Genomic DNA, 24,445 nt, shown 5'->3' with positions numbered 1-24,445 from the left:
ACCGCACTCGCGGGGTCCGGGGCTGCTAATTTCAGGGGAACCGCATGCCTCGCCGCCGCCAAATCTACGAGGGCAAGGCCAAGATCCTGTACGAGGGTCCCGAACCCGGCACGATCATCCAGTATTTCAAGGACGACGCCACCGCGTTCAATGCCCAGAAAAAGGGCACGATCAACGGCAAGGGCGTGCTGAACAACCGGATTTCGGAGCACGTCTTCACGCTGCTCGACCATATCGGTGTGCCCACGCACTTCATCCGCCGCCTCAACATGCGCGAGCAGCTGGTGCGTCAGGTCGAGATCGTTCCAATCGAGGTCGTCGTCCGCAACGTCGCCGCCGGATCGCTGTCGAAGCGGCTGGGGATCGAGGAGGGCACCAAGCTCCCCCGCACGATCATCGAATATTACTACAAGGACGATGCGCTCGGCGACCCGATGGTGTCCGAGGAGCATATCGCCTGCTTCGGCTGGGCCAGCCAGGAGGAGATGCACGACATCGCCGACCTCGCGATCCGCGTGAACGACTTCCTGTGCGGGCTGTTCGCCGGCGTCGGCATCCGGCTGGTCGACTTCAAGCTGGAGTTCGGCCGCGTCTGGGATGACGATTACGGTCGCATCATCCTCGCGGACGAGATCAGCCCCGATGGCTGTCGCCTCTGGGACATGGAAACCAACGACAAGATGGACAAGGACCGCTTCCGACAGGACCTTGGCGGCGAGGCGGAAGCGTATCAGGAAGTCGCACGTCGGCTCGGCCTGCTCCCCGAGGGTGAAGAGGGCGCGGTCCTCGACCTCGACAGCCATCGCAAGCGTCGCGGCAAGTAAGGGCTAGCTCGCATGAAACTCCGTATCTTCGTCACGCTCAAACCCGGCGTCCTCGATCCTCAGGGTCGCGCCATCCATCACGCGCTCGGCAGCCTCGGCTTTCAGGGCGTGGAAGATGTCCGCACCGGCAAGCTCATCGAAATGGAAGTCGCGGACGGCACCACGGACGATGCGATCGACGGCATGTGCCGCCAGTTGCTCGCCAACACCGTGATCGAGAATTACCGGGTGGAGCGCGCCTGATGAAGACCGCCGTCCTCGTCTTCCCCGGCTCGAACTGCGATCGCGACATTGCCGTCGCGCTGCGGGACGTGACCGGCACGGCGCCGGCGATGGTCTGGCACGGCGACAGCGAACTGCCCGACAATGTCGGCCTGATCGCGGTGCCCGGCGGGTTCTCGTACGGCGATTACCTCCGCTGCGGCGCGATCGCCGCGCGGTCGCCGATCATGCGCGCGGTGGTGGACGCCGCGAACAGGGGCGTACCGGTGTTCGGCGTCTGCAACGGCTTTCAGGTGCTGACGGAGGCGGGGTTGTTGCCGGGGGCGTTGATGCGGAACGCCGGTCTGAACTTCGTGTGTCGCGACGCGCGGTTGACGGTCGGCGATGCGGACAGCGCCTTCACCCGCCTGTACGACGCGGGCGAGACGATCACCGTCCCCGTCGCGCACCACGACGGCAATTATTTCGCCGACGACGCGACGCTCGACCGGCTGGAGGGCGAAGGCCGCGTCGCGTTCCGCTACGCCGACGACCTCAACGGTTCCGCGCGCGCCATTGCGGGCATCATCAACGATCGCGGCAACGTGCTCGGCATGATGCCGCATCCCGAACGCCGCGTCGAAACCGCGCACGGCGGCACCGACGGCCGCCGCCTGTTCGAGGGATTGTTGGAGACGGTGGGGGCCTGAAGCCGGTATTCCGGTCCCCGTGGATGGACACGGGGATCGGACGCCGCATGGGACCAACCTTAGCCTAATCGTCCGATTACACCCGCGTCCGAAACGGCGTGAAATCCGTCGAGCGGTCGAACACGTCCACGCCCTCCACCCGCTTCAGCCAGCCGACGACGGCGTAGGTGACCGGCGTCAGCAACACCTCCCAACCGACTTTCAGCGCCCATTGCGTGAACAGCACGGTCACGACCAGTTGCGGCGTCCATCCCGTCGCCCCCCAGAACGCGAGCGGATAGAAGATCAGGCTGTCGACCCCCTGCCCCACGACGGTGGAGCCGATCGTCCGCATCCAAAGATGGCGTCCCTCGGTCAGCACCTTCATGCGTGCCATGACATAGGCGTTGACGAACTCGCCCGCCCAGAACGCACACACGCTGGCCAGCACGATCCGCGGCACCTGCCCGAAGATCACCGCATAGGCCGCCTGGTTGCCCCAGCTTGGCGCGGGCGGCAGCGCGACGACGACCCAGCTCATGAACGCCATGAACAGCACCGCGACCGTGCCCGCCCAGATCACCCGCCGCGCCCGGGCATAGCCGTACACCTCCGTCAGCACGTCGCCGATGACGTAGCTGAGCGGAAAGAACAGGATGCCGGCCCCGAACGGCCACTCGCCGACCAACGGCAACGTCACCACCGCGACCTTGCCCGCCCCGATGACGTTTGACAGCAACAGGATCGCGACGAACGCCGCCATCACGAAATCGAAATAGCGGAACGCGCGCGTTCCGGTGCGGTCTTCGGCACCCTGATCCATGTCGGCCGGTATGAAGCCGGTTCCGTCCCCGCGCAATCCGCGCTACCGGTGCCGCCGGGCGCCCGTAGTTCAACTGGATAGAGCACGAGCCTTCTAAGCTTGGAGTTGCAGGTTCGAGTCCTGCCGGGCGCGCCATTCCTGTACGATGTCGTCGGCGACGACGATGACCGCTCCGTTAAGGTTTTGCCGCTAGAGGGGATCGCAGAGCAGCCCGCCAGTATCCTGCGGTGTCGCTCGGCGCTCCGCCTTGCTTGAGTCACTACGGGACGGGCGGAGCGCCTTCCTTGCCCGCGAGCTCGATTGAGCGATGTTCTTGCGGATGTCGCACCGATCCGTCCATGCCGCGCGCCGTTGGCCGCGGGGGATTGATGCACCGGATCTGCTACATGAGCCGTGCGGCGCTATCGGGGGACGTCGATCTCGACGGCATCCTGACCGTATCCCGCGTCCGCAACGGCTCCGACGGCATCACCGGCCTGCTGCTGGCGGATGGCACGCGTTTTCTGCAAGCGCTCGAAGGTGAGGCGGACGCCGTCCGGGCCTGCTACGCCCGGATCGCACTGGACGATCGCCACTGCGACGTCGTCACCGTCGCCGATGAGCCCATCGAACATCGCCAGTTCGGCTCCTGGTCGATGGACTATCGCGATCCCGGCCTCGTTTCCAAGGGTGACTACAAGGCGCAGATGGCGCTCAACGTCGCCGGCGTCACCGATATGTGGCTCCGCGCGATGTTCATCGGCTTCGCCGTGCTGTCACGCTAGACGCCGGGCATCCGACGCTGATCGTGCCCCGCGCGACCGGCGACACCGACGAGGACGGCCGTCGACAACAGGATCGCGGCGACGAGACCACCTACGGCCACTATGCCGCCGCGCGTCATCGTCACGTCGAGTGTCAATCGCGCCCGCCGTCCGGCCTTGATGGTCAGTCGTGCGCGCTGACGCGTCGAGGCTCCGCCCGCGTCCCGATCCGTAACCCTTGTCATGGCTCGTCAACGCAGCCGGTCCGATCGGGTTCAGGGCGCGTCCCGTCTGGTCGGATCGGCGGAACGCGGTTAGACCGTCGGCATATCCCATTTCCGGCCCGTCGACACCCGTCGATCGCCGGGTAAACGACAAGGCTGCACAGCATGAGCGATACCGGCAATGGCCGCTCGACCGTGGAACGGGCGCTCTCGATTGCGCGCACCGGCACCGCCCGATCGGTCGCGGAAATCCGGACGCAGCTTCGGAACGAGGGCTATGACTCGGTCGAGCCCGAAACCGCTGGCCAGTCGATCAAGATCCAGTTGAAGAAGCTCATCGCCGCGCGTCTGGCGGAGAGTGGCACGCCCTGACCGATCGTCAGCAGGATCGGCTGAACGAGACGGTTGACCCGCCCGACGATCTTATACGATATAAGATCGTGTCAGGAGAACAAGATGCCGATCGATCGCCGGGAGTTGATGCTGGGGGCGGCCGCGTCGGCATGGATCATGCCTCAGACGGTGCTGGCCGCAACGACCGGCCATTCGGCCAAACCCTTTCCGCTGGCCGCAATCCGGTTGCGTCCGTCCGACTATGCCACGGCGGTCGAGGTCAACCGGCTGTACCTGCACCGGCTCAGCCCAGATCGCCTGTTGCACAACTTCCGCAAATACGCCGGGCTCGAGCCGAAAGCGGAGCTCTATGGCGGCTGGGAGAGCGACACGATCGCCGGCCATACGCTGGGCCATTACCTGACCGCGCTGGTCCAGACCTGGGAGCAGACCGGCGACGGCGAGATGCGCCAACGCGCCGACTACATCGTCACGGAACTGGCGGAGGCTCAGGCGAAGCGCGGAACCGGCTATGTCGGCGCGCTCGGCCGCAAGCGAAAGGATGGCACGATCGTCGACGGGGAAGAGATCTTCCCGGAGATCATGAAGGGCCAGATCAAATCGGGCGGCTTCGACCTGAACGGCGCGTGGTCGCCGCTCTATACCGTGCACAAGCTGTTCGCGGGTCTGCTCGACGTGCATGCCGGCTGGGGCAACGCACAGGCAATGACGCTGCTGGTCGGCCTCGCCGGGTATTTCGAGCGGGTGTTCGCCGCGCTCGACGACGCGCAGACTCAGGAGGTGCTGGGCTGCGAATATGGCGGGCTGAACGAGAGCTACGCCGAGCTTTACGCGCGCACCGGTGACCGACGCTGGCTGGCGATGGCGCGCAAACTGTACGACCGTCGCGTGCTCGACCCGCTCGCTGCGCGCGAGGACAAGCTGGCGAACTTCCACGCCAATACGCAGGTGCCCAAACTGATCGGCCTCGCCCGCCTGTACGAACTGACGGGCGCGGAGAAGGATCGCACCGCCGCGACGTTCTTCTGGGAGCGGGTGACCGGGCATCACAGCTACGTGATCGGCGGCAATGCCGACCGCGAGTATTTTACCGCGCCGGACACGATCGCGCAGCACATCACCGAACAGACGTGCGAGCATTGCAACACCTACAACATGCTGAAGCTGACGCGGCATCTTTATGGCTGGCAGCCGGACGGGGCCCTTTTCGACTATTACGAGCGCGCGCATCTCAACCACGTGATGTCCGCGCAGGACCCGTCGACCGGCGGCTTCACCTATATGACGCCGCTGATGACCGGCGCGCCGCGCGAATATTCCACGGTCAAGGACGACGCCTTCTGGTGCTGCGTCGGGTCCGGCATGGAAAGCCACGCCAAGCACGGCGAGTCGATCTTCTGGGAGGACGATGCGGGCGGACTGATCGTCAACCTCTACATCCCCGCCGATGCCGACTGGGCGCGGCGCAAGGCGAAGCTGACGCTCGACACCCGGTATCCGTTCGAGCCGGAGTCGCGGCTGACGTTCACCCGCGTGAAGGCCGGCCGCTTTCCGGTCGCTTTGCGGGTGCCCGGCTGGGCAGCGGGCAAGGCGGCCGTGACGGTCAATGGCAGCGCGGTGACACCGGTGTTCCAGCGCGGCTATGCGATCATCGACCGGCGTTGGATCGCGGGCGACACCGTCGCGATCACGCTGCCGCTGGAGCTGCGGATCGAGGAAGCCTCCGGTGACGCGGACACGATCGCGATCCTCCGGGGACCGATGGTGATGGCCGCCGATCTGGGCCCCGCCAGCGTGAAGTGGGACAAGGCCGATCCGGCGCTGGTCGGCAGCGACCTCCTGGCCGCCTTCACGCCCGCCGCCACGCCGGGCCGCTATGCGACGCGGGGGATCGGGCGACCGGCCGATCTGGAGTTCGTGCCCTTCTACAAACAATATCAGCGTCAGAGCGCGGTGTACTTCAAGCGGTTCAGCGATGCCGCCTGGGTGCGACAGGAGGCGGCGTTCACCGCCGAACAGGCGCGGCTGAAGGACATCGCCGCGCGCTCGGTCGACACGATGTTCCTCGGCGAGATGCAGCCGGAGCGCGACCACGGACTGACTTCCGAAATTTCCTACCCCGTGGCGTATCGCGGGCGGAACGGCCGCGATGCGCGGTCGGGTGGCTATTTCGAGTTCGCGATGAAGACGAAGCCCGGCCCGCTGGTGCTGCAAGCGACCTACTGGGGCGACGAGCGGTCGCGGACCTTCGACATCCTGGTCGATAACGTGAAGGTCGCGACGCAGACCTTGAATGCGGACAAGCCGGGACAATTCTTCGACGTCGATTATCCGCTGCCCGAGGGGCTGACCCGCGGCAAGGCGCAGGTGAAGGTCAGGTTCCTGCCACACGACCGCAGCAGTGCCGGGCCGGTCTTCGGCGTACGCCTCTACACCGTCAAACCCGGCGTGACCGTATGAGCGACGGCATACGGATGACGCTGGCGGAGGTGCGCGCACTCGCCCGAAGGAAGCTGCGTGCCGCCGGCCTTGCCGGCGATCACGCCGACGCCGTCGCGGAGACGATGGTCGCGGGCGAGCGTGACGGATGCGCCAGCCACGGGATCTACCGCCTGCTGGTTGCGGTGAAGAGTCTGAAGGCGGGGGTCGTGGTGCCCGACGCGGTGCCGGTCGTCGATCGCCCGCGTTCCGCACTGGTCCGCGTCGATGGCGGCGGCGGCTTCGCACAACTGGCGTTCGCTCGCGGCCTGCCGGCGCTGGTCGAGGCGGCGCATACGCACGGCATCGCCGCGCTGGCGTTGACGAACGTGGTGCACTTCGCGGCGCTGTGGCCGGAGGTCGAGGCGATCGCCACGCAGGGGCTGGCCGCGCTCGCCTTCACGCCGAGCCACGCCTGGGTCGCGCCCGCTGGTGGTACGAAACCGGTGTTCGGCACCAACCCCATCGCGTTCGGCTGGCCGCGGCCGGGGGGGCATCCGTTCGCGTTCGACTTCGCGACCAGCGCAGTGGCCCGCGGTGAGATCGAGCTTCACCGCCGCGCTGGCAAGCCGGTGCCGGACGATTGGGGCTATGACGCCGCCGGTCAGCCGACGACCGATGCCGCGGCAGTTCTAGACGGTGCGATGCGGACGTTCGGCGGACACAAGGGATCGGCGCTGGCGGCGATGGTCGAACTGCTCGCCGGGCCGCTGATCGGGGAAATGACCAGCGCCGACTCGATCGCCGCCGACGGCGCCCGCGGCGGCTCGCCGATGGGCGGCGAACTGATCCTCGCGATCGATCCCGCCGGGTTTCTCGGCGATGCCGTCGCTGAGCATATGGCCCGCGCCGAAGCGATGTTTTCCTCGATCGAGGACCAGGGCGCCCGCCTCCCGTCCGCTCGCCGCTACGCCGCGCGTGCGGTCAGCGAGGCGGACGGCGTCATCGTTCCACGTGCGCTGTACGACGACATCATGAATTTGGGAGACGCAGCGTGAGACACGGCATCCTTCTGGCGCTCCTGCTCGCCTCCGCCGGCCATGCCGCGGAGCCCGCCGCGACCAGCGCAGACGCCCGACTCAAGACACTCTACACCGCCGAATATGCTTGGCGTCAGCAGCAGGAGCCGGCGGGCGAGGAGAACCCGAATGCTCCCGCCATGCGCCTGCCCGATGTCGGCCCCACCGCGCAGGCGGCCAAGCTAGACCGCTGGGCGAAGACTGCGGCGGCGCTGCGCGCGATCGATCCCAAGGCGCTGTCGCCGAAAGAACGCGTCAACTACGCTGTCTACAAGGCGCAGATCGACGGGTTGCTCGCCGAACAGCGCTTCCACGAATACGAAAAGCCGCTGAACGCCGACAGCAGCTTCTGGGGAGAGGTCCAGTCCTCCACCCGCGACACGCTGAAGACCGAAAAGGCATACCGCGACTACATCGCGATGCTGCGCGACATCCCGCGCTACTACGACCAGCAGATCGGCAACATGCGCGCCGGCGTGAAGCGCGGGTTCACCCAGGCGCGGATCACGCTGGAGGGACGCGACGCCGATGTCGCGAAGGTGGCGGAGGCCGGCAGCCCGGAGGCGTCGCCCTTCTACGAACCATTCAAGACGATGCCGGCGATCATCCCCGCCGCGACGCAGGCGCAACTCCGCGCGCAGGGAATCGCGGCGATCCGCGAGGCGGTCGTGCCCGCGCATGCGAAGCTGCTCGCGTTCCTGCGCACCGAGTACATCCCCGGTTCGCGCACCGCGCTCGACGCGTACGGGCTGCCGGACGGGCGTGCCTATTACCAGTCGAAGATCGCCGAATACACGACGCTGAACCAAACGCCCGAACAGGTGCACGCGATCGGGTTGGCGGAGGTCGCGAAGATCCGCGCGCGGATGCTCGACGTGATGCGGGAGGTGAAGTTCGAGGGCGACCTGCCCGCCTTCCTGACGTTCCTGCGCACCGATCCGCGCTTCTATCCGAAGACCGCGCAGGACCTGCTCGACCGGGCGGCGTGGATCGCCAAGACCTTCGACGGCAAGGCGTCGCAATATTTCGGCCGGCTGCCGCGCATGCGGTTCGCGATCAAGCCGGTGCCGGAGGCGATCGCCCCCTTCTACACCGCCGGGCGCGGCGGGCCGGGCGTGTATCTGGTCAACACGTACAATCTGCCCGCCCGCGCGCTCTACGCGATGCCGGCGCTGACGCTGCACGAAAGCGCGCCGGGCCACGCCTTCCAGATGCCGCTGTCGATGGAGAACAAGGACCTGCCGGCGTTTCGGCGCGATACCTACATTTCCGCGTACGGCGAAGGGTGGGCGTTGTATTGCGAGGCCTTGGGCGAGGAGATGGGGATGTACGAAACCCCCTACGACCGCTTCGGCATGCTCAGCTATCAGATGTGGCGAGCAGCGCGGCTGGTGGTCGACACCGGCATCCACGCCAAGGGGTGGACGCGCGAACAGGCCCGCGCGTTCTTCCACGACAATACCGCGCTGTCGGACCACGAGATCGGTACCGAAGTCGACCGCTACATCGCGTGGCCGGGTCAGGCGGTGAGCTACTACACCGGCGAACTCGCCATCCAGGCGGCCCGCGCGAAAGCGGAAAAAGCGCTCGGCCCGAAATTCAACATCCGCGCCTTCCACGACGCGGTGCTGGAGCTGGGATCGGTGCCGCTCCCGGAAATCGACCGCCGCATCGACCGCCTGATCGCGGAGGGCGGCAAGGGACCATACCCGGACGAGGAGAAATAGAGGACCCTGCTCCCACCCCGTCGGGGCAGGAGCAGGCAAGCGCGCACGCTTCAGCCGAACGGCGCGTCGATCGACGGCTGCGGCTGCGTGAACCACTCGGCCCCCGTGGCAGTGACGTGGAAATGATCCTCCAGCCGGATGCCGTAGCGGTCCGGCACCACGATCATCGGCTCGTTCGAAAAACACATGCCCGGCGCCAGCACGGTCGTATCGCCGCGCACGAGATAGGCGGGCTCGTGGATCGCGAGGCCGATACCGTGCCCGGTCCGGTGGGGCAGCCCGGGCAGGCGATAGCCCGGCCCCAGCCCGCCCCCGTCCAGCACCGCCCGCGCGGCCGCGTCGATGCTCTCGCATGTCGCGCCGGGTCGCACCGCCGCGAACGCCGCGGCCTGCGCGCGGTGCTCCAGTTCCCACGTCGCACGAACGTCCGCACCGACCTCACCGAACGCGTAGGTGCGCGTCAGGTCGCTGTGGTAGCCGTCGACGAGGCAGCCGGTATCGACCAGCACGACCTGCCCCTCCTCCAGCACCTGATCGCCTGGCAGCCCGTGCGGGAAGGCGGTGGCGACGCCGAACTGCACCGCGCAGAACGTCGATCCCGCTGCGCCGACCGCACGGTGCGCATCGTCGATGAAGCGCTTGACGGTGCTGGCGCGGATACCCGGCGTCAGGATGCGTGACGCACGGCGGTGCACCTCCAGCGTCATCGCCATCGCCTGCCGCATCAGCGCCAGTTCGGCAGACGACTTGATCCGCCGTAGTCCGTCGATCACCGGCGCACCGTTCGTCACCGCCCGCAGGGCGCGGACGCGTTCGGTGATCAGGAACGGCAGGAGGGGATCGAGCGCGATCGTCGCGGTCGGCCCGGCGGCGTCGGCGACCAGCGCCACCGGGTCCTCATGCTCCTCCCACAGCAACACGTCCGCATCGATGACCAGTTCGGCGTCGAGCGAGCCCTTTTCGAACGCCGGGCAGATCATCGCCGGGTTCCGCCCCGCCCGGATCAGCAGTGCGACCAGCCGCTCGGTCGGCGACCACGACACGCCCGTGAAATAACGCAGGCTCGGCCCGGCAGTCACCAGCAGCGCGTCGGCCCCGATCGTCGCCAGCGCCGCCTCCGCCCGCGCGATCCGCTCCCGCCGCTCACCGACACCGATTCGCGGCGCCTGATCCGGCCACGGCGACAATGCATCCAGTTCGGCGGCGATCGTCGATCCACCCACGCTCATCGGCGGTTTCCGAAACGGGCGATGTCGAATGGGGCGATCGGCATGAACGGTTCCTTCCCGGCGACCAGAGCGGTCACGATGTCGGCGGTGATCGGTGCCAGCGTCAGACCCAGATGCTGGTGACCGAAAGCGTATAGCAAGTTGGATGCGTGTCGCGAGCGACCGATCGCGGGCAGATAATCCGGCAGTGTCGGCCGCGATCCCATCCAGCGCGTGAACGGAGCGGCCATCGGCAGGCCGAGCGCCGCGACATGCTCCTCCAGCCGCTGCCATTTGCGGGGATCGGCGGGCGCGTCGGGGTTGCCCAGCTCCACGAAGCTGGACGCCTGAACGACGTCGCCGTAGCGCGTGACGATCAGCGACCGGTCCTCGAACACGACCGGCGGCAGGTCCCGGGGCCAGCGATCGGCAGCGGCACGAATGTGATAGCCGCGCTCCGCGATCATCGGCGCGCGGTGGCCCGTCGCCTCCATCAACACGCGACTGCGCACGCCCGCCGCGACGAGGACGAGGTCCGCGTCGTGTCCTTCGACGCGTGCCGCACCGTCCTTGATCGACAGGTTTGCGCAACCGCGCACGATCGTGCCGCCGGCATCGTACAGCGCCGCTTCCAGCCGATCGGCCAGCTTGGACAGATCGGCGATCTGGCCGCTGCCGGCGAATCGAATTGCCCCGACGACGCGGTTGGTGATCCCGGCAAACGCCGACACGTCCGAATCCGCGACCGTGGCGACGCCCGTATCCGTACTGTGCCACGCCGCGCGCCCGTCTGCCGCAGTCGCTGCGCTCTCCCAGCCGACCAGATGCCCCTCCTCACGCACCAGATCGGCGGCGGCAGATCGCCGCCATGCCGGCATCGCCTCCGCCAGCAACGCACCCAAAGCGGTACGTCCGGACTGGAACCCGGCGGGTCTGGCGGCCACCAGCATACGGGCGGCGAACGGCAGCCAGGCACTCGCCATGCCAAACGGCAGGTCGAGCGCCCCGCCGCGCGCGAACAACCGGCCGGGCGCGGAGCGGATCGCCGCGATCGAAGCGAGCGGTGCGACCTGCTCCACGGCGATGTGGCCGGCATTGTTCCACGACGACGCCTCCCGCCCGGTTCCGGCGTCGAGCACGGTGACGCGGTGCCCGCCACGGGCCAGCGCGACGGCGCTGCTGAGGCCGACGACGCCGCCGCCGATAACGATGATGCGCTGCAACGAGATACCCCCTTGCCGACCCTCTGCCATTTTCGTATACGATTTTCAACAGCAGCTTTCGGGATGAATTCAGAATGACGATCGGTTGGAGGGGCGTGTTCCCGGCGGTGACCACGCAGTTGCGCGAAGATCTTTCGATCGACCTCGCCGACACGCAGCGGGTCGTGGACGACCTGATCCGCGACGGTGTCACCGGCGTCATCGCGCTCGGGACGGTTGGTGAGAACAACTCTTTGGAATATGACGAAAAGGTCACCGTACTGTCGGCGATCGTGGAGGTCGTGGCAGGTCGCGTGCCCGTTATCACCGGCGTGTCCGAATACGACACGCGCCGCGCTGTCCGCTATGCACAGGCCGCCGAAAAAGCGGGCGCGGACGGGCTGATGCTGCTGCCGCCGATGGTCTACGTTCCCAAGGCGCACGAACTGGTCGCGCACTTCAAGGGCGTGGCGGAAAAGACGGCGCTGCCGATCATGCTCTACAACAACCCGCCGGCCTATCGGACGGTCATCGATCAGGACGTCCTGACCGCGCTCGTCGATGTCGCCAACATCGTGGCGGTCAAGGAATCGGCCCCGGACACGCGCCGCTTCACCGATTTCCGCAATGCCTTCGGCGATCGCTACGTTCTGTTCGCGGGTCTGGACGACGTGGCACTGGAGGGGCTGTATCTCGGCGCGCAGGGCTGGGTCTCGGGCCTGACCAACGCCTTCCCCAAGGAATCGGTCGAGCTGGTCCGCGCGTTCGAGCGCGGCGATCATGCCAAGGCGATGGAAATCTATCGCTGGTTCATGCCGCTGCTCCATCTCGATGCGGAGCACGACCTTGTCCAGTCGATCAAGCTGGCCGAGCAGGTCATGGGTCGCGGGTCGGAGCGCGTGCTGCCACCGCGCTACATTCTCGAAGGCGCCCGCCGCGCCGAAGTGATCGCGATGGTCGAACAGGCGGCGGCGACGCGTCCCGATCTGGGCACCGCGGCGGACGTGGCGAAGGCGGCGTAACCCACCGATGCGCCATACCTTCTTCTGCATCGACGGCCACACCGCGGGCAACCCGGTGCGGCTGGTGGCGGGCGGTGCGCCGCTGCTGAAGGGTGTATCCATGTCGGAGCGGCGTCAGGATTTCCTGACCCGTTTCGACTGGATCCGGACCGGCCTGTGCTTCGAACCACGGGGCCACGACATGATGTCGGGCGGTTTCCTCTATCCGCCGACGCGCGCCGATACCGATATCGGCATCCTGTTCATCGAGACGAGCGGCTGCCTGCCGATGTGCGGTCACGGTACGATCGGCCTGGTCACGTTCGGATTGGAACACGGGCTGATCCAGCCAGCCGAGCCCGGTCGTCTCCGGGTCGAGGTGCCAGCCGGGATCATCGACATCGCGTATGAGCGTGACGGCGACAAAGTCACGTCGGTCCGCATTACCAACGTACCGGCCTATGTCGCCGAACGCGGTATCGCGATCGACGTGGAGGGGCTCGGGCCGCTCGTCGTCGATGTGTCGTACGGCGGCAATTATTATGCGATCGTCGAGCCACAGGGTGGTTACACGGGCCTCGACGATCTCGGGGCGAGCCGCCTTATCGACTACAGCGCCAAGGTACGCGCGGCGGTGCGCGCCAAGTTCGAACCTGTGCATCCGCTCGATCCGACGATCCGCGGCGTCAGCCATGTCCTGTGGGCCGACGCCCCCCGCGCAAACGATGCGGATGGGCGCAATGCGGTCTTCTACGGCGACAAGGCGATCGACCGCAGTCCGTGCGGTACCGGCACCTCCGCGCGTCTGGCGCATCTGGTGGCGCAGGGCCGGCTCAAAGTCGGCGACCGCTTCGTGCACGAGAGCTACATCGGCAGCCGCTTCATCGGCCGGGTCGAAGCGGACACGACGCTCGGCGATCGTCCTGCGATCGTTCCGTCGATCGAAGGTTCGGCGGTTACCACCGGATTCAACACGATATGGATTGATCGTATCGATCCGTTCTGGGAAGGTTTCCAGGTTACGTGACTGCGGTAACGCTACCGCCGGTCGCGTCCGGGAGTTTTCACGTATGAGCATCGTCGTCCGCACCCTGTCCGAGCGCGTGTTCGAGGTCGTGCGCGAGCGGATCGTCATTGGCAAACTGGCGGGCAACACGCCGATCCGTCAGGATGCGCTGGCGGTCGAGCTTGGGGTCAGCAAGATTCCGCTGCGGGAGGCGCTGGCACGGCTGGAGCAGGAAGGGCTGATCGTCAGCCAAGCCAATCGCGGTTATTTCGTGCAGCCGATGACGGCGCAGCAGGCCGATGAAATCTATGCGTTACGTCTGCTGGTCGAACCTCGCGCCGCTGCCGATGCGGCGATGATCGCGAACGACGACGAGCGCGCGGCAGCGGTCGAGGCGTTCAGGACGTTGGACCACGCTGCTGGCACCGATCTGGCTGCGGTGGCGGTCAGCAACCGCAATTTCCACACCGCGCTGGTTCGCCCCGCCGGCAAGCTGCTGACGACGCAACTGATCGAGCGGCTGTCGATTCTGGCGGAACGCTACGTCGTCGCACACCTGAAACCGGCCGGTCGCGAATCGCGTGCGCATCAGGAACATCAGGCCTTGCTGGACGCTTGGCTGGCCCGCGATGCCGGCGGTTTCGAATCGCTGCTGACGGCGCATATTCAGGCGACGCTGGACGATCTAAGGCAACAATTCAGCGCCGCCACCTGAGCGGCGCGCAGGGGGGACGACGATGCTGGGACCGGTCAAATCGCTCGATGCGGTAATGCGCCACGATAGCGGGGAGGCGCTTGCGAAGACGTTGAGCTGGCCGCACCTGATCGCGCTGGGAGTGGGCGCGATCGTCGGCACCGGCATCTATACGCTCACCGGCGTCGGAGCGGAGCGTGCAGGTCCCGCCGTGATCCTCGCCTTCGCGATCGCCGGCGCGGTCTGCGCCTGTGCCGCACTCGCCTATGCCGAACTCGCGACGATGATCCCCGCGGCGGGTAGCGCCTACACCTTCAGCTACACCGCGCTCGGCGAAACCGCCGCGTGGGTCGTGGGGTGGAGCCTGATCCTCGAATATTCGCTTGCCTGCTCGACCGTCGCGGTCGGCTGGTCGGGCTATCTGGTCGGCTGGATCCAGTCCGCGGGCATCGTCCTGCCGCACGACCTGCTGGTCGGGCCTCATGCGGGCGGCATCATCAACCTGCCCGCGGTGCTGGTCGCGCTCGCGGTGATGGGCATGCTGATCGCCGGCACGCGGGAAAGCGCGACGCTCAACATCGTGCTGGTGATCATCAAGCTTGTCGCCCTGGCGGTCTTCATCACCTTCGCCCTGCCCGCGTTCAACGCCGACAATCTGCACCCGTTCATGCCGTACGGCTTCGGATCGACCGAAATCGGCGGCGAGAAGCGCGGGGTGATGGCGGCGGCGGCGATCGTTTTCTTCGCCTTTTACGGGTTCGACGCGGTCGCGACATCCGCCGAGGAAGCCAAGAACCCCGGCCGCGACCTGACGATCGGGATCGTCGGATCGATGCTGGTGTGCACCGTGATCTATATGGCGGTCGCGGTCGCCGCGGTCGGTGCGCTGCCCTTCACGCAGCTCGCCAATTCGCCAGAGCCGCTGGCGCTGGTGCTGCGGTCGCTCGGATCGCCGAGAGCGGGTCACCTGATCGCGCTCGCCGCCGTCGTCGCCCTGCCCTCCGTCATATTGGTGATGATGTACGGGCAAAGCCGCATCTTCTTCACGATGGCGCGCGACGGCCTGTTGCCGCGTGGTCTGGCGAAGGTATCACCGCGCACCGGCGCGCCGACGCTCATCACGCTGCTGACCGGTGTCGTCATCGCAGCGGTCGCCGGTTTCTTCCGGCTGGACGAGATCGCGGAACTGGCGAATGCCGGCACTTTGCTGGCGTTCATCGCGGTCGGCGCGTGTCTGATGGTCCTGCGCAAGCGGGCACCCGACATGGCCCGGCTGTTCCGGTGCCCCGCGCCCTATGTGGTCGGTACGCTGGCGATCCTCGGCTGCATCTACCTGTTGTTCAGCTTGCCGGGATCGACGATCGTGCGCTTCCTGATCTGGAACGCCATCGGACTGATCGCCTATTTCGCCTATGGCCGCCGGCACAGCGTGTTGACGTCGAACGCCACCACCTGACCGGGTTGGGGGACCAACGCCAGCCACTCCCGCGGGGGTAGGCCGGCAGCGGTCCCCCGCAACGCCGCGATCGGCCCGCCGTGCGTCACCACGATCGTTCGACCTGCGGGCAGAGCGGCCGCCGCAGCGCAAGCACGGTCGGCGAGTTCGCTGGTCGTCTCGCCGCCGCCCGGCCTGAAGCTGTCCGGCGCATCGATCATCCCGTCCATAGCATCGCCAGTGTCGCGATAAATTGCCGTCCACCCCCGCCCCTCCCACGACCCAAAGTCGCGCTCGGCCCAGTGTGGGTCGGCGATCGTTGCCACACCGGCCGCCTTCCCGATCCCTTCGGCGAGAATGCCGGCGCGCCTCAGGCCGGAGTGAACGATGTGATCGGGTCGCCACGCCGCCAGTTCTCGCATCAGCCGTCGCGCCTCGGCGGCACCCGCGCGGCTGAGCCCGATATCGCTGCGACCATAGCAGCGCCCCCGCCACGCCAGCGCCACCGCCGTGTGGCGGACGAGCAGAATCATCGCCCGGCAGTCGCGGCGAGCAGGAGGATCAGCTGCCCCGCATAGGCGGCGAAGCCCAGACAGTCGCCGGTGCTGCCGCCAATGCGGCGGAGGAGCAGCGCACGGAACCAGCCGAGAAACATCAGCGCGACGGCGACAACGACGATCAGTCGTAGGGGCTCCAGCAGCAGGAATGCGGCCACCCCCGGCGCCGCGGTCGCGATCGCCAGCATTAGCGTTGCCCCCCCGACGCGGCCGGTCACATCCTTGCCCAGCCCGCTGCCGACCGGCCGTACGATCGCCATCAGCGCGACCGCGATCAGTCGTCCGAAGCACGCCGCCGCCACGATCGCCGCCGTTGCGTACCAAGCCTCGCCGCCCAGCAGGACGACGGTAAGCCCCATTCGCAGCCCGACCGCCAGCAGCAGGCCGAGCGCTCCGTAGCTGCCGACGCGGCTGTCCTTCATGATCCGCAGCACGTCATCGGTCGTGTATCCGCCGCCGAACGCGTCGTAGAAATCGGCGACCGCGTCCTCGTGAAACGCGCCCGTCATCCGCGCCTCGACGATCAGCGCGATCGGCACCGCGACGATCGCCGGCCACATCGAGCCAGCAGCCACGGCGACGACGGCGGTGACGCAGCCGACCAGCGCCCCGACCAGCGGGAACCAGCCGACCGCGCGGATGAGCCCCTCCCGCGCCTCCGCCGCCGACAGGCGCGCGGTGATCGGCACGGGAATGCGCGTCAGGAATTGCAGCGCGAGCAGCGGCGGCGCCCACCACCGCATCTCAGGCCCCGATCTCCGCGAGCGTCGCGACGCCCGACAGCAGGGCCGCCGCGCTGTCGAGCAGGGGCAAGGCAACCAATGCGCCGCTCCCCTCCCCCAGGCGCATATCCCATTCGAGCAGCGGCTCCAGCCCGAGATGCGCGAGCGCGGCGGCATGGCCGGGTTCCGCGGAGCGATGGGCCGCGATCATCGTGCGGGCCGTGCCGGGTGCCAGCCGCTCGGCGATCAACGCCCCCGCGGTCGCGACATAGCCGTCGAGCAGCAGAGTCGCGCCGCCCCCTGCAGCGGCCGCGAAGAAGCCCGCCATCGCGGCGATCTCGAACCCCGCCACCGCCGCGATTGCGGCGCGCGGATCGGCGTCCAGCATGGCCCGCGCGCGAGCGGTCGCGGCCGTAACGATCCGTACCTTCCTCGTCATCATGGCGTCGTCCGCTCCCGCGCCGCGACCCACCGCCCCATCGACCGGCGCATCGGCGAGCAGCACGGTCAGACACGCGGCGGGCGTGGTGTTACCGATGCCCATTTCTCCGGCGATCAGCACGCGGTGGCCCCCGGCCAAAGCCGCTTCCGCCTCCTCCGCGCCGATCGCCCACGCCGCGTCGAACTGCTGCACCGTCATCGCCGGCCCGTCCGCCAGATCGGAGGTACCGGGGGCGATGGCGGCGATGCGCGCGAAATCGGCTACCAGGGAAGGTGGATCGATGACGCCGACATCGATCAGCCGCAGGTCGCAATCCTGTGCCTTCGCCAGCGCGCTGCTCGTCGCGCGACCGCCCGCGATCGTCGCGACCATCATGCCGGTGACAGCGGACGGCCAAGCTGAGACGCCGCTCGCGACCACCCCGTGATCGCCCGCGAACAGCACCACGCGGCGCGGGCGGGTCACCGGATCAAGCCGTTGCTGCACGACCGCAAGTTGACACGCCAGATCTTCCAGCCGGCCCATGCTGCGTGGCGGTTTTGCCAAGGCATCGAGGTGCTTTCGGACGGCTTCCACGTCGATCATGCTGCAACTCCGGCGATCGTCATCAGGGCGTTTACGTCGATATGCTCGGCAAGGCCGGCGGCGAGTTCGTCCAGGGCGGCATCGACGCGTTGCGCCTGATCGATGCCGTCCGATCGGCCAAGCCACGCGGCGCGCTGGGCGGGGTGGTCGAAAAGGCCGTGGACGTAGCAGCCGGCAACGCGGCCGTCCGCCGACATCGCGCCGTCCGTGCCGCCGTCCGCAAGACGCAGCAGCGGCGTGGTGCCGGCCCGCGCCACGCTGCGTCCGACATGGATCTCGTATCCGCGGAACGGCGCGCCGCCCGCGACGGCGACGCCGCTCACCTCCGTCAGCCGCTTATCGCCGGTCAGCGTCGTAGCGACGGGCAAATGGCCAAGCCCGCGCACCGTCTCCGCCGCGCCCTCCACGCCGTCCGGATCGGCGATCGTCTCGCCGAGCATCTGGTAGCCGCCGCAGATACCCAGCACGCGTCCGCCGCGGCGGATGTGCGCGGCGATGTCGATGTCCCACCCCTGCGCGCGAAGGAACGCCAGATCCGCGATCGTCGCCTTGGTGCCGGGGATCACGATCAGGTCCGCATTGGCAGGCAAGGGTTCGCCCGGCGGTACCATCGCGAGCCGCACGCCCGGTTCGTGCAGCACCGGATCGAAATCGTCGAAATTGGCGATCCGCGACAGCATCGGCACCGCCACGACCGTATCGCCATCGGCATGATGCGTCCGGTCGAGCACCACGGCGTCCTCCGCCGGCAGGCGCCGTGCCGCCGCCAGCCACGGTACCACACCCAGACCCCGCCAGCCGCTACGCCGTTCGATCTCCGCGTAACCGTCCGCGAACAGCGCCGGATCGCCCCGGAACTTGTTAATGAGGAAGCCCCGAATCATCGCCGCGTCCTCCATGTCGAGCACCGCACGCGTACCGACGATCGAGGCGATGACGCCGCCGCGATCGATATCGCCGACCAGCAGCACGGGAACGTCGGCGGCGCGCGCGAAGCCCATGTTGGCGATATCGCCACGGCGCAGGTTGATCTCCGCGGGGCTGCCGGCTCCCTCGACGATGACGAGATCGGCGTCGCTTCGCAGCCGGGCGTAGGATTGCAGCACCGCATCCAGCAAAGCCGCCTTGCGCTGCTGAAATTCGCCCGCGCGCAGATTGCCGAGCACGCGGCCGTGGACGACGACCTGCGCGCCCGTGTCCGACGATGGCTTGATGAGGACGGGGTTCATGTCCACCGTCAGCGGGGTACGGCACGCGATCGCTTGCAACGCCTGTGCGCGCCCGATCTCGCCACCGTCCGCCGTGACCGCGGCGTTGTTGGACATATTCTGTGGCTTGAACGGACGCACCCGCAAACCGCGATTCGCGAACAGGCGGCAAAGGCCGGCGACCAGCACCGACTTGCCGACATCCGACCCAGTGCCCTGCAACATCACCGCGCCCATGCGATGGCTCCCGCACCGATCCACAGGGCCAGGCAGGCCGCACAATATAGCCGCAACGCCCGCGTCAGGTCGTCCGCATCGGGTGCAGGCCCCACCCCCAGCACGGCGCGATCCGCAGGCTCCCCGTCATAGCTCACGGTACCGCCGAGCCGTCGCCGCAGCACGCCCGCCATCGCCGCCTCCGGCCAGCCACCATTCGGCGATGCGTGCTTTGCAGCGTCGCGCAGCATCGTCCCGACACCACCAGCGCCGACAAGGCAGATCAGCGCGCCCGCGATCCGCGCCGGGACGACGTTCACGATATCGTCGGCCCGCGCGGCTGCCCAACCGAATGCGCGATAACGATCGTCCTTGTGCCCGATCATCGAGTCCGCCGTGTTGATCGCCTTGCAGATCGCGAGCCCCGGCAGTCCCGCGATCAAAAACCAGAAAGCGGGCGCGACGACGCCGTCGCAGAAACTCTCCGCCACGCTCTCGATCGCGGCGGTGGCGACGCCCGCCTCGTCTAGCGTGTCCACGTCGCGCCCGACGATCATCGCGACCGCGGCTCGCGCAGCGGGCAAGTCACCGGCCGCGAGCGGCCGTTCGACCCGGCGAGCGTGATCGTACAGGCTGCGCTGCGCCAAACCGGTCGTGGCGAGGCCCACCACCAGCCACACCGGCGCGAACGCCTGCACCACATAGGCGCTGCCACCGGTCACGCCGACCAGCATGACCAGCAGCAATACGCCCTTGCCGCGCCGCGCCCGACCGCCATTCCACGTCGTCTCCAACACCGCGATCAGCGCGCCGCACCACGTCACCGGATGCCCGATTCGCGCGAACAGCCAGCCCGGATAGCCCACCGCCGCCTCGATCATCAGCGCGGCCAGCAACGCCTCGGGCAGCAGCACGATCACGCCAAACGCTCGGTCGGGATCAGGAAGCGGCGACCGCCGGGCGCGACGCCGACATGCGTATCGACGCCGTATGTCGCCGCGACCAGATCGCGGGTCAGCACCTGATCGGGCGGCCCGAACGCCACCACCCTGCCGTCGCGTAGCAGTAGCACGTCGTCGGCCACGCGCGCGGCGTGGTTCAGATCGTGCAGCACGACGATCACCCCCGCGCCCGCCGCGGCCACGCGTCGCAGCGCATCGAGGCCATCCAGCTGATGCGCCGGGTCGAGGTTCGCGAGCGGCTCGTCCGCGAGCAGCCAGTCCGGCTCCCCCGCCAGCACGCGCGCCAACAGCACGCGCGCCCGCTCGCCACCCGACAGCGTCGACACGCCCCGCTTGGCAAAACCACCCACGTCGGTTGCCGCCATCGCGCGCGTCACCGCATCACGATCCTCGGGCGTCTCACCCCAGCGACCGCGATGCGGAAAGCGGCCCAGCCCGACTAAGGTGGCGACATCGACGTTCCAGTGAACGTCCGCCTCCTGCGGGAGATAGCCGACACGCCGTGCGAGATCGCGCCGCTCGAAATCGCCCCGTGGCCGATCGTCGAGCAGCACGCGCCCGCCGGTCGGCTGCATCAAACCCGCAAGGCACGCCATCAGCGTCGACTTGCCTGCGCCGTTCGGCCCGAGGATGGCGGTGACGTGGCCACTCGCGAAGGCAACCGACACCTCGTTCAGCAGGCGCTTGTCGCCGATCGTGACCGCCAGCGTTTCGACCGACAGGCTCATGCCAATCCCTTCCGCATGCGCAGCAGCAGCGCGAGGAAGAACGGCCCGCCGAGCATCGACATGACGATGCCCAGCCGCAACTCGCTGACGGTCGGCGCGATCCGCACCATCGCATCGGCCAACGTGAGCAGCAACGCTCCGCCGAGCGCGGACGGCAACAGGATCGCCCCCGGTCGATTACCGGCGAACGGCCGCACCAGATGCGGCACCATCAGCCCGATGAAGCCGATCACTCCGGCCGCGGCCACCGACGCGCCGACCGTCAGCGCGGTGCCGGCGATCACCGCCGCCTGCAAGCGGCGCGGGTCGACGCCCATGCTGCGGGCCGCACCCTCGCCCAGCGTCAGCGCATCGAGCGATCGCGCCGTCGTCGCCAGGATCGCCGCGCCGGCCAGCGCCAGTGGCAGCGCGAGCTTCACATCGTCCCAACTGCGGTCGGTCAGCGCTCCGTTCAGCCAGGTGATGATTTCCGACGCGACGAACGGCGTCGGCGCGAGGCTGATCGCCAGCGCCGTCAGTGATCCGGCGATATTGGTGATGACGAGACCCGCCAGCGTGAACAGCACCAGACTGGCGGATCGGCCGGCGATCAGCGCCAACAGCGCCATCGCCGTCGCCGCGCCCGCGAGTGCGAAGATCGGCAGCAGCCACGCCTGCGCTGCGTAACCGAAGTACAGCGACATCACCGCGCCGAACGCCGCACCCGGCGACACGCCGAGCAATCCCGGATCGGCCAGCGGATTCCGCAGATATCCCTGCATCACCGCGCCCGACAGCCCCAGCGCCGCCCCGATCGTCAGCGCCAGCACGGTGCGCGGCAGGCGAAGTTCGACGATGATGATCGAACGCGGATCGGCAGCGGTCCACGCATCGAGCGGCACCCAGACCTTCCCCGCCGCGACCGATAATGCGGCGGCGGCAAGACAGCCGATCAGCAGGAGAAACAACCCAAGCCGGTTCATGCCCTGATCCCCGCACGCGTCGATTTCAGCACGCGCATCGCATCGATGATCGTCGGCCCGCCGCAACTCAGCAGCCGCGTCGGATAGGGTGCGACGACGATATGCTTGGTCAGATCGCGGACCGCCCGGTGGCTGGTCATGCGGTCGCCCCCGACCTCCGCGGCTCCGACGGAAAACAGCACGCGCGGCGGTTTGGCGATCAGATATTCCAGCGGCAGCACGTCCCACTGCTTCAGGCCGTATACCGCACTCATGTTACGGAATGCGGCACGCGCCAGCAGGTCGTCGGCCAGCGTCCCGGTGCCCGGAACCAGCCCGCCGCCCTGCCAGATCAAGGCTGGCACCGCCGCGCCGTGCAAATGCGTCGCGGCCGCCGCGATCCGTGTTGCCAGCGCCTCGCCGCGTGCGGCGTGGCCGGTCTTCACGGCGATGTCGCGGACCTGCGCGACGCTTTCGGCCACGGTCTCGGGCACGGGATACTGGATCAGCGAGATGTTCATCCGCTTCAGCGCGGCGATCGTCGACGGCGCGACATGCGCGCCGCTCAGCACCAGATCGGGTCTGAGCGCGACGACTTCCTCAGCGGTGCCGGAGGTCGCCTTGAAACGGTTGGCGAGCGCGACCGGGATCGATGTCGCGCGGACGTCCTGCGAGTAATGACTGATCGCCGCGATCTGCGACCGGTCGGCGACCTGCATCAGCACGGCGTCGATGCAGGGGTTGATCGACACGATCCGCGGCGGGCGGGCTGGCGTTGCGCCGATCGCGAGGAGGGGGAGGACCGCCGCCAATCTCCACGCAGGCCCCACCCCTCCGCTGGAGCGGAGGGACTTCGGGAAGCTGGAGATCCCCATCAGTATTCAACGCCCTTCTGCGCCTTGAACCCGGCCTTGAACGGATGCTTCACCTCCTGAAATTCCGTCACGAGATCGGCGATCTCCAGCAGTTCCGGTTTCGCGCTGCGTCCGGTGATGCAGATATGTTTGGTGAGCGGGCGCTCCTTCAGGAACTCCACGATTTCCGCGATCGGCAGCGTATCCATGCGCAGCACGATGTTCAGTTCATCGAGGATCACGAAATCATAGTCCGGGTCGAGGATCAGCGCCTTCGACCGTTCCCAAGCGGCGCGCGCGGCTGCGATGTCTCGGGCGCGGTCCTGCGTGTCCCAGGTGAAGCCCTCGCCCATTACCTCGAACGTCAGCAGGTCGGGGTTCGCCTGAAAGAAGGTCTTCTCGCCCGTCTCCCACGATCCCTTCACATACTGGACAATGCCGACCTTCATGCCCCAGCCCAGGCTACGGATCGCCATGCCGAACGCGCTGGACGATTTCCCCTTGCCGTTGCCGGTGTGGACGATCAGCAGGCCGCGCTCCAGCGTGTGCCGTGCCTGGATCTTTGCGCGCGCCGCCTGCACCCGCGCCATGCGGGCATTGTGGCGGGAATAATCCTCGGTTTCGTCGGTCATGATCCGCTCCATTGCGCCAGCGCCTTCGTGAGTGTCGGCCAGTCGTCATCGCGCGGCAAGCCGAGCCGCAGATGGTGCGGCCGGTCGGTGAACGGGCGCGTCAGGATGCCCGCCGCCAGCAGATGCGCGAACAGCGCGTCACGCGCCGGCGTCTCCACCAGCCGAAAAAATGGCGTGCCGCCCGCGATCGTCAGACCGGCAGCGGTCAGCAGCGCATCGAGGCGGGACATCGCGACATGCAGCCGCTCGTACTGCGCGCTTTGCCAGGCGGTGTCGCGATATGCCGCAGTGCCGATCGTGGTCGCCATGCTGCCGATCGGCCAGTCGCCGAGGAGGCGACGCAGACCGGCGCAGACGCCCTCAGGCGCGATCACGAAGCCGAGCCGCAGCCCCGCCAGCCCGTAAAATTTGCCGAACGAGCGCAGCACGATCAGCCCCGAGGTCTCCTCACCAGCCAGACTGTCGGACGGCGTTGCATCGACGAACGCCTCGTCGACGATCACCGTGCCGGTTCGTGGCAACCGCTCGACCGCGATCATCGCACCGTCGGGATTGTTCGGTCGCGCCAGGATCAGGGTGCCCGCGTCGTAATTCTCCGGCGCAGCGATCCGCTCGGGCGTCACCGGCCACATCGCCACATGCCCGGAATAGCCGCGCCCCAGCACGGCAGCGCGACCGGGCAGCATCTGCCCCAGCAGCCGCAGCGCGAGATCGCTGCCCGGCACCGCGACCGTCCGTGCCGGATGGCTGCCGAACGCCGCCGCAGCGCTTTGCTCCAGCGCCGCGAGCGCCGCCGGATCGGGCAGCCGCTCCAGCATCGCCGCGTCCACCTGTGCGGGGTACGACCACGGTGCAAGCCCGGTCGACAGGTCGATCCAGTCGCGCACCGCCGGCATTGCCGCCCGCGCACGATCGATCCGTCCGCCATGTTCGGCGAACGGCGCGATCGGGACGCGGGCGGCGCCCACCG

26 protein-coding genes and 1 tRNA gene are annotated in these 24,445 nt (G+C 67.9%); 13 read left to right on the top strand and 14 right to left on the bottom strand.

The features are described 5' to 3' along the window. Positions 1 to 44 precede the first annotated feature (44 nt). From purC to purQ, 3 genes are read left to right on the top strand one after another with little or no spacing between them, the layout of a single operon-like run. Positions 45 to 824: a phosphoribosylaminoimidazolesuccinocarboxamide synthase gene (purC, locus tag ILT43_RS09275; protein ID WP_204198672.1), complete on the top strand. Its 780-nt coding sequence runs from the start codon at positions 45 to 47 to the stop codon at positions 822 to 824. Positions 825 to 836: 12 nt separating this feature from the next. Further along, complete coding sequence (purS, locus tag ILT43_RS09270; RefSeq protein ID WP_204198671.1) at positions 837 to 1,067, top strand: phosphoribosylformylglycinamidine synthase subunit PurS; 231 nt, start codon at positions 837 to 839, stop codon at positions 1,065 to 1,067. Further along, a complete protein-coding gene (gene purQ, locus ILT43_RS09265; protein WP_204198670.1) occupies positions 1,067 to 1,735 on the top strand; it encodes a phosphoribosylformylglycinamidine synthase subunit PurQ in 669 nt (222 codons plus the stop codon). The genes purS and purQ overlap by 1 nt, the downstream gene beginning before the upstream one ends. Positions 1,736 to 1,811: 76 nt before the next feature. On the opposite strand, the gene ILT43_RS09260 is transcribed toward purQ, so the two are convergent. After that, positions 1,812 to 2,537 carry a queuosine precursor transporter gene (locus ILT43_RS09260; RefSeq protein WP_204198669.1) on the bottom strand — a complete coding sequence of 242 codons (726 nt, stop codon included), beginning with the start codon at positions 2,535 to 2,537 and terminating at the stop codon, positions 1,812 to 1,814. A 58-nt stretch (positions 2,538 to 2,595) separates the two neighbouring features. On the opposite strand from ILT43_RS09260, the gene ILT43_RS09255 reads away from it, so the two are divergent. Both ILT43_RS09255 and ILT43_RS09250 read left to right on the top strand, forming a co-directional pair. Then, a tRNA-Arg gene (locus ILT43_RS09255) sits at positions 2,596 to 2,672 on the top strand. A 203-nt stretch (positions 2,673 to 2,875) separates the two neighbouring features. After that, positions 2,876 to 3,301, top strand: coding sequence for a BLUF domain-containing protein (locus ILT43_RS09250; protein WP_318293485.1), 426 nt, complete (start codon positions 2,876 to 2,878; stop codon positions 3,299 to 3,301). Here ILT43_RS09250 and ILT43_RS09245 read toward each other — a convergent pair. After that, positions 3,298 to 3,525 (bottom strand): hypothetical protein, encoded by a 228-nt coding sequence (locus ILT43_RS09245; RefSeq protein ID WP_204198667.1) that lies wholly within the window; start codon positions 3,523 to 3,525, stop codon positions 3,298 to 3,300. The genes ILT43_RS09250 and ILT43_RS09245 overlap by 4 nt on opposite strands. Before the next feature lie 144 nt (positions 3,526 to 3,669). Between ILT43_RS09245 and ILT43_RS09240 the strand changes: the two genes are divergently transcribed. The 4 genes from ILT43_RS09240 (at position 3,670) to ILT43_RS09225 (ending at position 9,082) form a co-directional block, all read left to right on the top strand. Beyond that, positions 3,670 to 3,876: a hypothetical protein gene (locus ILT43_RS09240; RefSeq protein ID WP_204198666.1), complete on the top strand. Its 207-nt coding sequence runs from the start codon at positions 3,670 to 3,672 to the stop codon at positions 3,874 to 3,876. An 84-nt stretch (positions 3,877 to 3,960) separates the two neighbouring features. Further along, positions 3,961 to 6,318, top strand: a complete 2,358-nt coding sequence (locus ILT43_RS09235; protein ID WP_204198665.1) for a glycoside hydrolase family 127 protein — start codon at positions 3,961 to 3,963, stop codon at positions 6,316 to 6,318. Further along, positions 6,315 to 7,334: an Ldh family oxidoreductase gene (locus tag ILT43_RS09230; RefSeq protein WP_204198664.1), complete on the top strand. Its 1,020-nt coding sequence runs from the start codon at positions 6,315 to 6,317 to the stop codon at positions 7,332 to 7,334. The genes ILT43_RS09235 and ILT43_RS09230 overlap by 4 nt, the downstream gene beginning before the upstream one ends. Then, the gene (locus ILT43_RS09225; RefSeq protein ID WP_204198663.1) at positions 7,331 to 9,082 is read left to right on the top strand and encodes a DUF885 family protein; all 1,752 of its coding nucleotides are present in this window, start codon (positions 7,331 to 7,333) and stop codon (positions 9,080 to 9,082) included. The genes ILT43_RS09230 and ILT43_RS09225 overlap by 4 nt, the downstream gene beginning before the upstream one ends. A 50-nt stretch (positions 9,083 to 9,132) precedes the next feature. Here ILT43_RS09225 and ILT43_RS09220 read toward each other — a convergent pair whose 3' ends face one another. Together ILT43_RS09220 and ILT43_RS09215 are read right to left on the bottom strand one after the other, a co-directional pair. Beyond that, the gene (locus tag ILT43_RS09220) at positions 9,133 to 10,311 is read right to left on the bottom strand and encodes a M24 family metallopeptidase (protein ID WP_204198662.1); all 1,179 of its coding nucleotides are present in this window, start codon (positions 10,309 to 10,311) and stop codon (positions 9,133 to 9,135) included. Then, the gene (locus tag ILT43_RS09215) at positions 10,308 to 11,513 is read right to left on the bottom strand and encodes an NAD(P)/FAD-dependent oxidoreductase (RefSeq protein WP_204198661.1); all 1,206 of its coding nucleotides are present in this window, start codon (positions 11,511 to 11,513) and stop codon (positions 10,308 to 10,310) included. The genes ILT43_RS09220 and ILT43_RS09215 overlap by 4 nt, the downstream gene beginning before the upstream one ends. 74 nt (positions 11,514 to 11,587) lie before the next feature. On the opposite strand from ILT43_RS09215, the gene ILT43_RS09210 reads away from it, so the two are divergent. The 4 genes from ILT43_RS09210 to ILT43_RS09195 are packed head-to-tail and all read left to right on the top strand — an operon-like array spanning position 11,588 to position 15,649. Further along, positions 11,588 to 12,514, top strand: coding sequence for a dihydrodipicolinate synthase family protein (locus ILT43_RS09210; RefSeq protein WP_204198660.1), 927 nt, complete (start codon positions 11,588 to 11,590; stop codon positions 12,512 to 12,514). Positions 12,515 to 12,521: 7 nt separating this feature from the next. Continuing rightward, positions 12,522 to 13,520 (top strand): 4-hydroxyproline epimerase, encoded by a 999-nt coding sequence (locus ILT43_RS09205; RefSeq protein ID WP_204198659.1) that lies wholly within the window; start codon positions 12,522 to 12,524, stop codon positions 13,518 to 13,520. 43 nt (positions 13,521 to 13,563) lie between these two features. Beyond that, the gene (locus tag ILT43_RS09200; RefSeq protein WP_204198658.1) at positions 13,564 to 14,214 is read left to right on the top strand and encodes a GntR family transcriptional regulator; all 651 of its coding nucleotides are present in this window, start codon (positions 13,564 to 13,566) and stop codon (positions 14,212 to 14,214) included. Between the two features lie 22 nt (positions 14,215 to 14,236). Beyond that, on the top strand, positions 14,237 to 15,649 hold the full coding sequence (locus tag ILT43_RS09195; protein WP_204198657.1) for an amino acid permease: 1,413 nt from the start codon (positions 14,237 to 14,239) through the stop codon (positions 15,647 to 15,649). Here the strand turns inward: ILT43_RS09195 and ILT43_RS09190 are convergent. The 10 genes from ILT43_RS09190 to ILT43_RS09145 all read right to left on the bottom strand — a co-directional run bounded on the left by ILT43_RS09190 (position 15,604) and on the right by ILT43_RS09145 (position 24,443). Next, complete coding sequence (locus tag ILT43_RS09190; RefSeq protein WP_204198656.1) at positions 15,604 to 16,161, bottom strand: histidine phosphatase family protein; 558 nt, start codon at positions 16,159 to 16,161, stop codon at positions 15,604 to 15,606. The genes ILT43_RS09195 and ILT43_RS09190 overlap by 46 nt on opposite strands. After that, a complete protein-coding gene (locus ILT43_RS09185) occupies positions 16,158 to 16,928 on the bottom strand; it encodes an adenosylcobinamide-GDP ribazoletransferase (RefSeq protein ID WP_204198655.1) in 771 nt (256 codons plus the stop codon). The genes ILT43_RS09190 and ILT43_RS09185 overlap by 4 nt, the downstream gene beginning before the upstream one ends. A 1-nt stretch (position 16,929) precedes the next feature. Further along, complete coding sequence (cobT, locus tag ILT43_RS09180; protein WP_204198654.1) at positions 16,930 to 17,934, bottom strand: nicotinate-nucleotide--dimethylbenzimidazole phosphoribosyltransferase; 1,005 nt, start codon at positions 17,932 to 17,934, stop codon at positions 16,930 to 16,932. Further along, entirely contained in the window at positions 17,931 to 19,379 is a 1,449-nt protein-coding gene (locus ILT43_RS09175) for a cobyric acid synthase (RefSeq protein ID WP_204198653.1), read from the bottom strand. Before ILT43_RS09175 ends, cobT begins: the two co-directional genes overlap by 4 nt. After that, positions 19,367 to 20,278 (bottom strand): adenosylcobinamide-phosphate synthase CbiB, encoded by a 912-nt coding sequence (cbiB, locus tag ILT43_RS09170; RefSeq protein WP_204198652.1) that lies wholly within the window; start codon positions 20,276 to 20,278, stop codon positions 19,367 to 19,369. The genes ILT43_RS09175 and cbiB overlap by 13 nt, the downstream gene beginning before the upstream one ends. Beyond that, on the bottom strand, positions 20,275 to 21,048 hold the full coding sequence (locus ILT43_RS09165; protein ID WP_204198651.1) for an ABC transporter ATP-binding protein: 774 nt from the start codon (positions 21,046 to 21,048) through the stop codon (positions 20,275 to 20,277). Before ILT43_RS09165 ends, cbiB begins: the two co-directional genes overlap by 4 nt. After that, the gene (locus ILT43_RS09160; RefSeq protein WP_204198650.1) at positions 21,045 to 22,010 is read right to left on the bottom strand and encodes a FecCD family ABC transporter permease; all 966 of its coding nucleotides are present in this window, start codon (positions 22,008 to 22,010) and stop codon (positions 21,045 to 21,047) included. Before ILT43_RS09160 ends, ILT43_RS09165 begins: the two co-directional genes overlap by 4 nt. Continuing rightward, positions 22,007 to 22,801, bottom strand: a complete 795-nt coding sequence (locus ILT43_RS09155) for an ABC transporter substrate-binding protein (protein ID WP_204198649.1) — start codon at positions 22,799 to 22,801, stop codon at positions 22,007 to 22,009. Before ILT43_RS09155 ends, ILT43_RS09160 begins: the two co-directional genes overlap by 4 nt. Positions 22,802 to 22,863: 62 nt before the next feature. Then, positions 22,864 to 23,475, bottom strand: a complete 612-nt coding sequence (gene cobO / locus ILT43_RS09150; protein ID WP_204198648.1) for a cob(I)yrinic acid a,c-diamide adenosyltransferase — start codon at positions 23,473 to 23,475, stop codon at positions 22,864 to 22,866. Beyond that, positions 23,472 to 24,443, bottom strand: a complete 972-nt coding sequence (locus ILT43_RS09145; protein ID WP_204198647.1) for an aminotransferase class I/II-fold pyridoxal phosphate-dependent enzyme — start codon at positions 24,441 to 24,443, stop codon at positions 23,472 to 23,474. Before ILT43_RS09145 ends, cobO begins: the two co-directional genes overlap by 4 nt. Positions 24,444 to 24,445: the final 2 nt, after the last annotated feature.

Source organism: Sphingomonas longa (assembly GCF_016892685.1).
GTDB lineage: Bacteria > Pseudomonadota > Alphaproteobacteria > Sphingomonadales > Sphingomonadaceae > Sphingomonas > Sphingomonas longa.
The sequence above is the reverse complement of the archived record's forward strand: the minus strand, read 5'-3'. Positions and strand labels throughout refer to the sequence as shown.

Coding starts and splice junctions, on each gene's coding strand:
- purC (WP_204198672.1), top strand. CDS start 45: ATGCCTCGCCGCCGCCAAATCTACGAGGGCAAGGCCAAGATCCTGTAC.
- purS (WP_204198671.1), top strand. CDS start 837: ATGAAACTCCGTATCTTCGTCACGCTCAAACCCGGCGTCCTCGATCCT.
- purQ (WP_204198670.1), top strand. CDS start 1,067: ATGAAGACCGCCGTCCTCGTCTTCCCCGGCTCGAACTGCGATCGCGAC.
- ILT43_RS09260 (WP_204198669.1), bottom strand. CDS start 2,537: ATGGATCAGGGTGCCGAAGACCGCACCGGAACGCGCGCGTTCCGCTAT.
- ILT43_RS09250 (WP_318293485.1), top strand. CDS start 2,876: ATGCCGCGCGCCGTTGGCCGCGGGGGATTGATGCACCGGATCTGCTAC.
- ILT43_RS09245 (WP_204198667.1), bottom strand. CDS start 3,525: ATGACAAGGGTTACGGATCGGGACGCGGGCGGAGCCTCGACGCGTCAG.
- ILT43_RS09240 (WP_204198666.1), top strand. CDS start 3,670: ATGAGCGATACCGGCAATGGCCGCTCGACCGTGGAACGGGCGCTCTCG.
- ILT43_RS09235 (WP_204198665.1), top strand. CDS start 3,961: ATGCCGATCGATCGCCGGGAGTTGATGCTGGGGGCGGCCGCGTCGGCA.
- ILT43_RS09230 (WP_204198664.1), top strand. CDS start 6,315: ATGAGCGACGGCATACGGATGACGCTGGCGGAGGTGCGCGCACTCGCC.
- ILT43_RS09220 (WP_204198662.1), bottom strand. CDS start 10,311: ATGAGCGTGGGTGGATCGACGATCGCCGCCGAACTGGATGCATTGTCG.
- ILT43_RS09210 (WP_204198660.1), top strand. CDS start 11,588: ATGACGATCGGTTGGAGGGGCGTGTTCCCGGCGGTGACCACGCAGTTG.
- ILT43_RS09205 (WP_204198659.1), top strand. CDS start 12,522: ATGCGCCATACCTTCTTCTGCATCGACGGCCACACCGCGGGCAACCCG.
- ILT43_RS09200 (WP_204198658.1), top strand. CDS start 13,564: ATGAGCATCGTCGTCCGCACCCTGTCCGAGCGCGTGTTCGAGGTCGTG.
- ILT43_RS09195 (WP_204198657.1), top strand. CDS start 14,237: ATGCTGGGACCGGTCAAATCGCTCGATGCGGTAATGCGCCACGATAGC.
- ILT43_RS09190 (WP_204198656.1), bottom strand. CDS start 16,161: ATGATTCTGCTCGTCCGCCACACGGCGGTGGCGCTGGCGTGGCGGGGG.
- ILT43_RS09185 (WP_204198655.1), bottom strand. CDS start 16,928: ATGCGGTGGTGGGCGCCGCCGCTGCTCGCGCTGCAATTCCTGACGCGC.
- cobT (WP_204198654.1), bottom strand. CDS start 17,934: ATGATCGACGTGGAAGCCGTCCGAAAGCACCTCGATGCCTTGGCAAAA.
- ILT43_RS09175 (WP_204198653.1), bottom strand. CDS start 19,379: ATGGGCGCGGTGATGTTGCAGGGCACTGGGTCGGATGTCGGCAAGTCG.
- ILT43_RS09165 (WP_204198651.1), bottom strand. CDS start 21,048: ATGAGCCTGTCGGTCGAAACGCTGGCGGTCACGATCGGCGACAAGCGC.
- ILT43_RS09160 (WP_204198650.1), bottom strand. CDS start 22,010: ATGAACCGGCTTGGGTTGTTTCTCCTGCTGATCGGCTGTCTTGCCGCC.
- cobO (WP_204198648.1), bottom strand. CDS start 23,475: ATGACCGACGAAACCGAGGATTATTCCCGCCACAATGCCCGCATGGCG.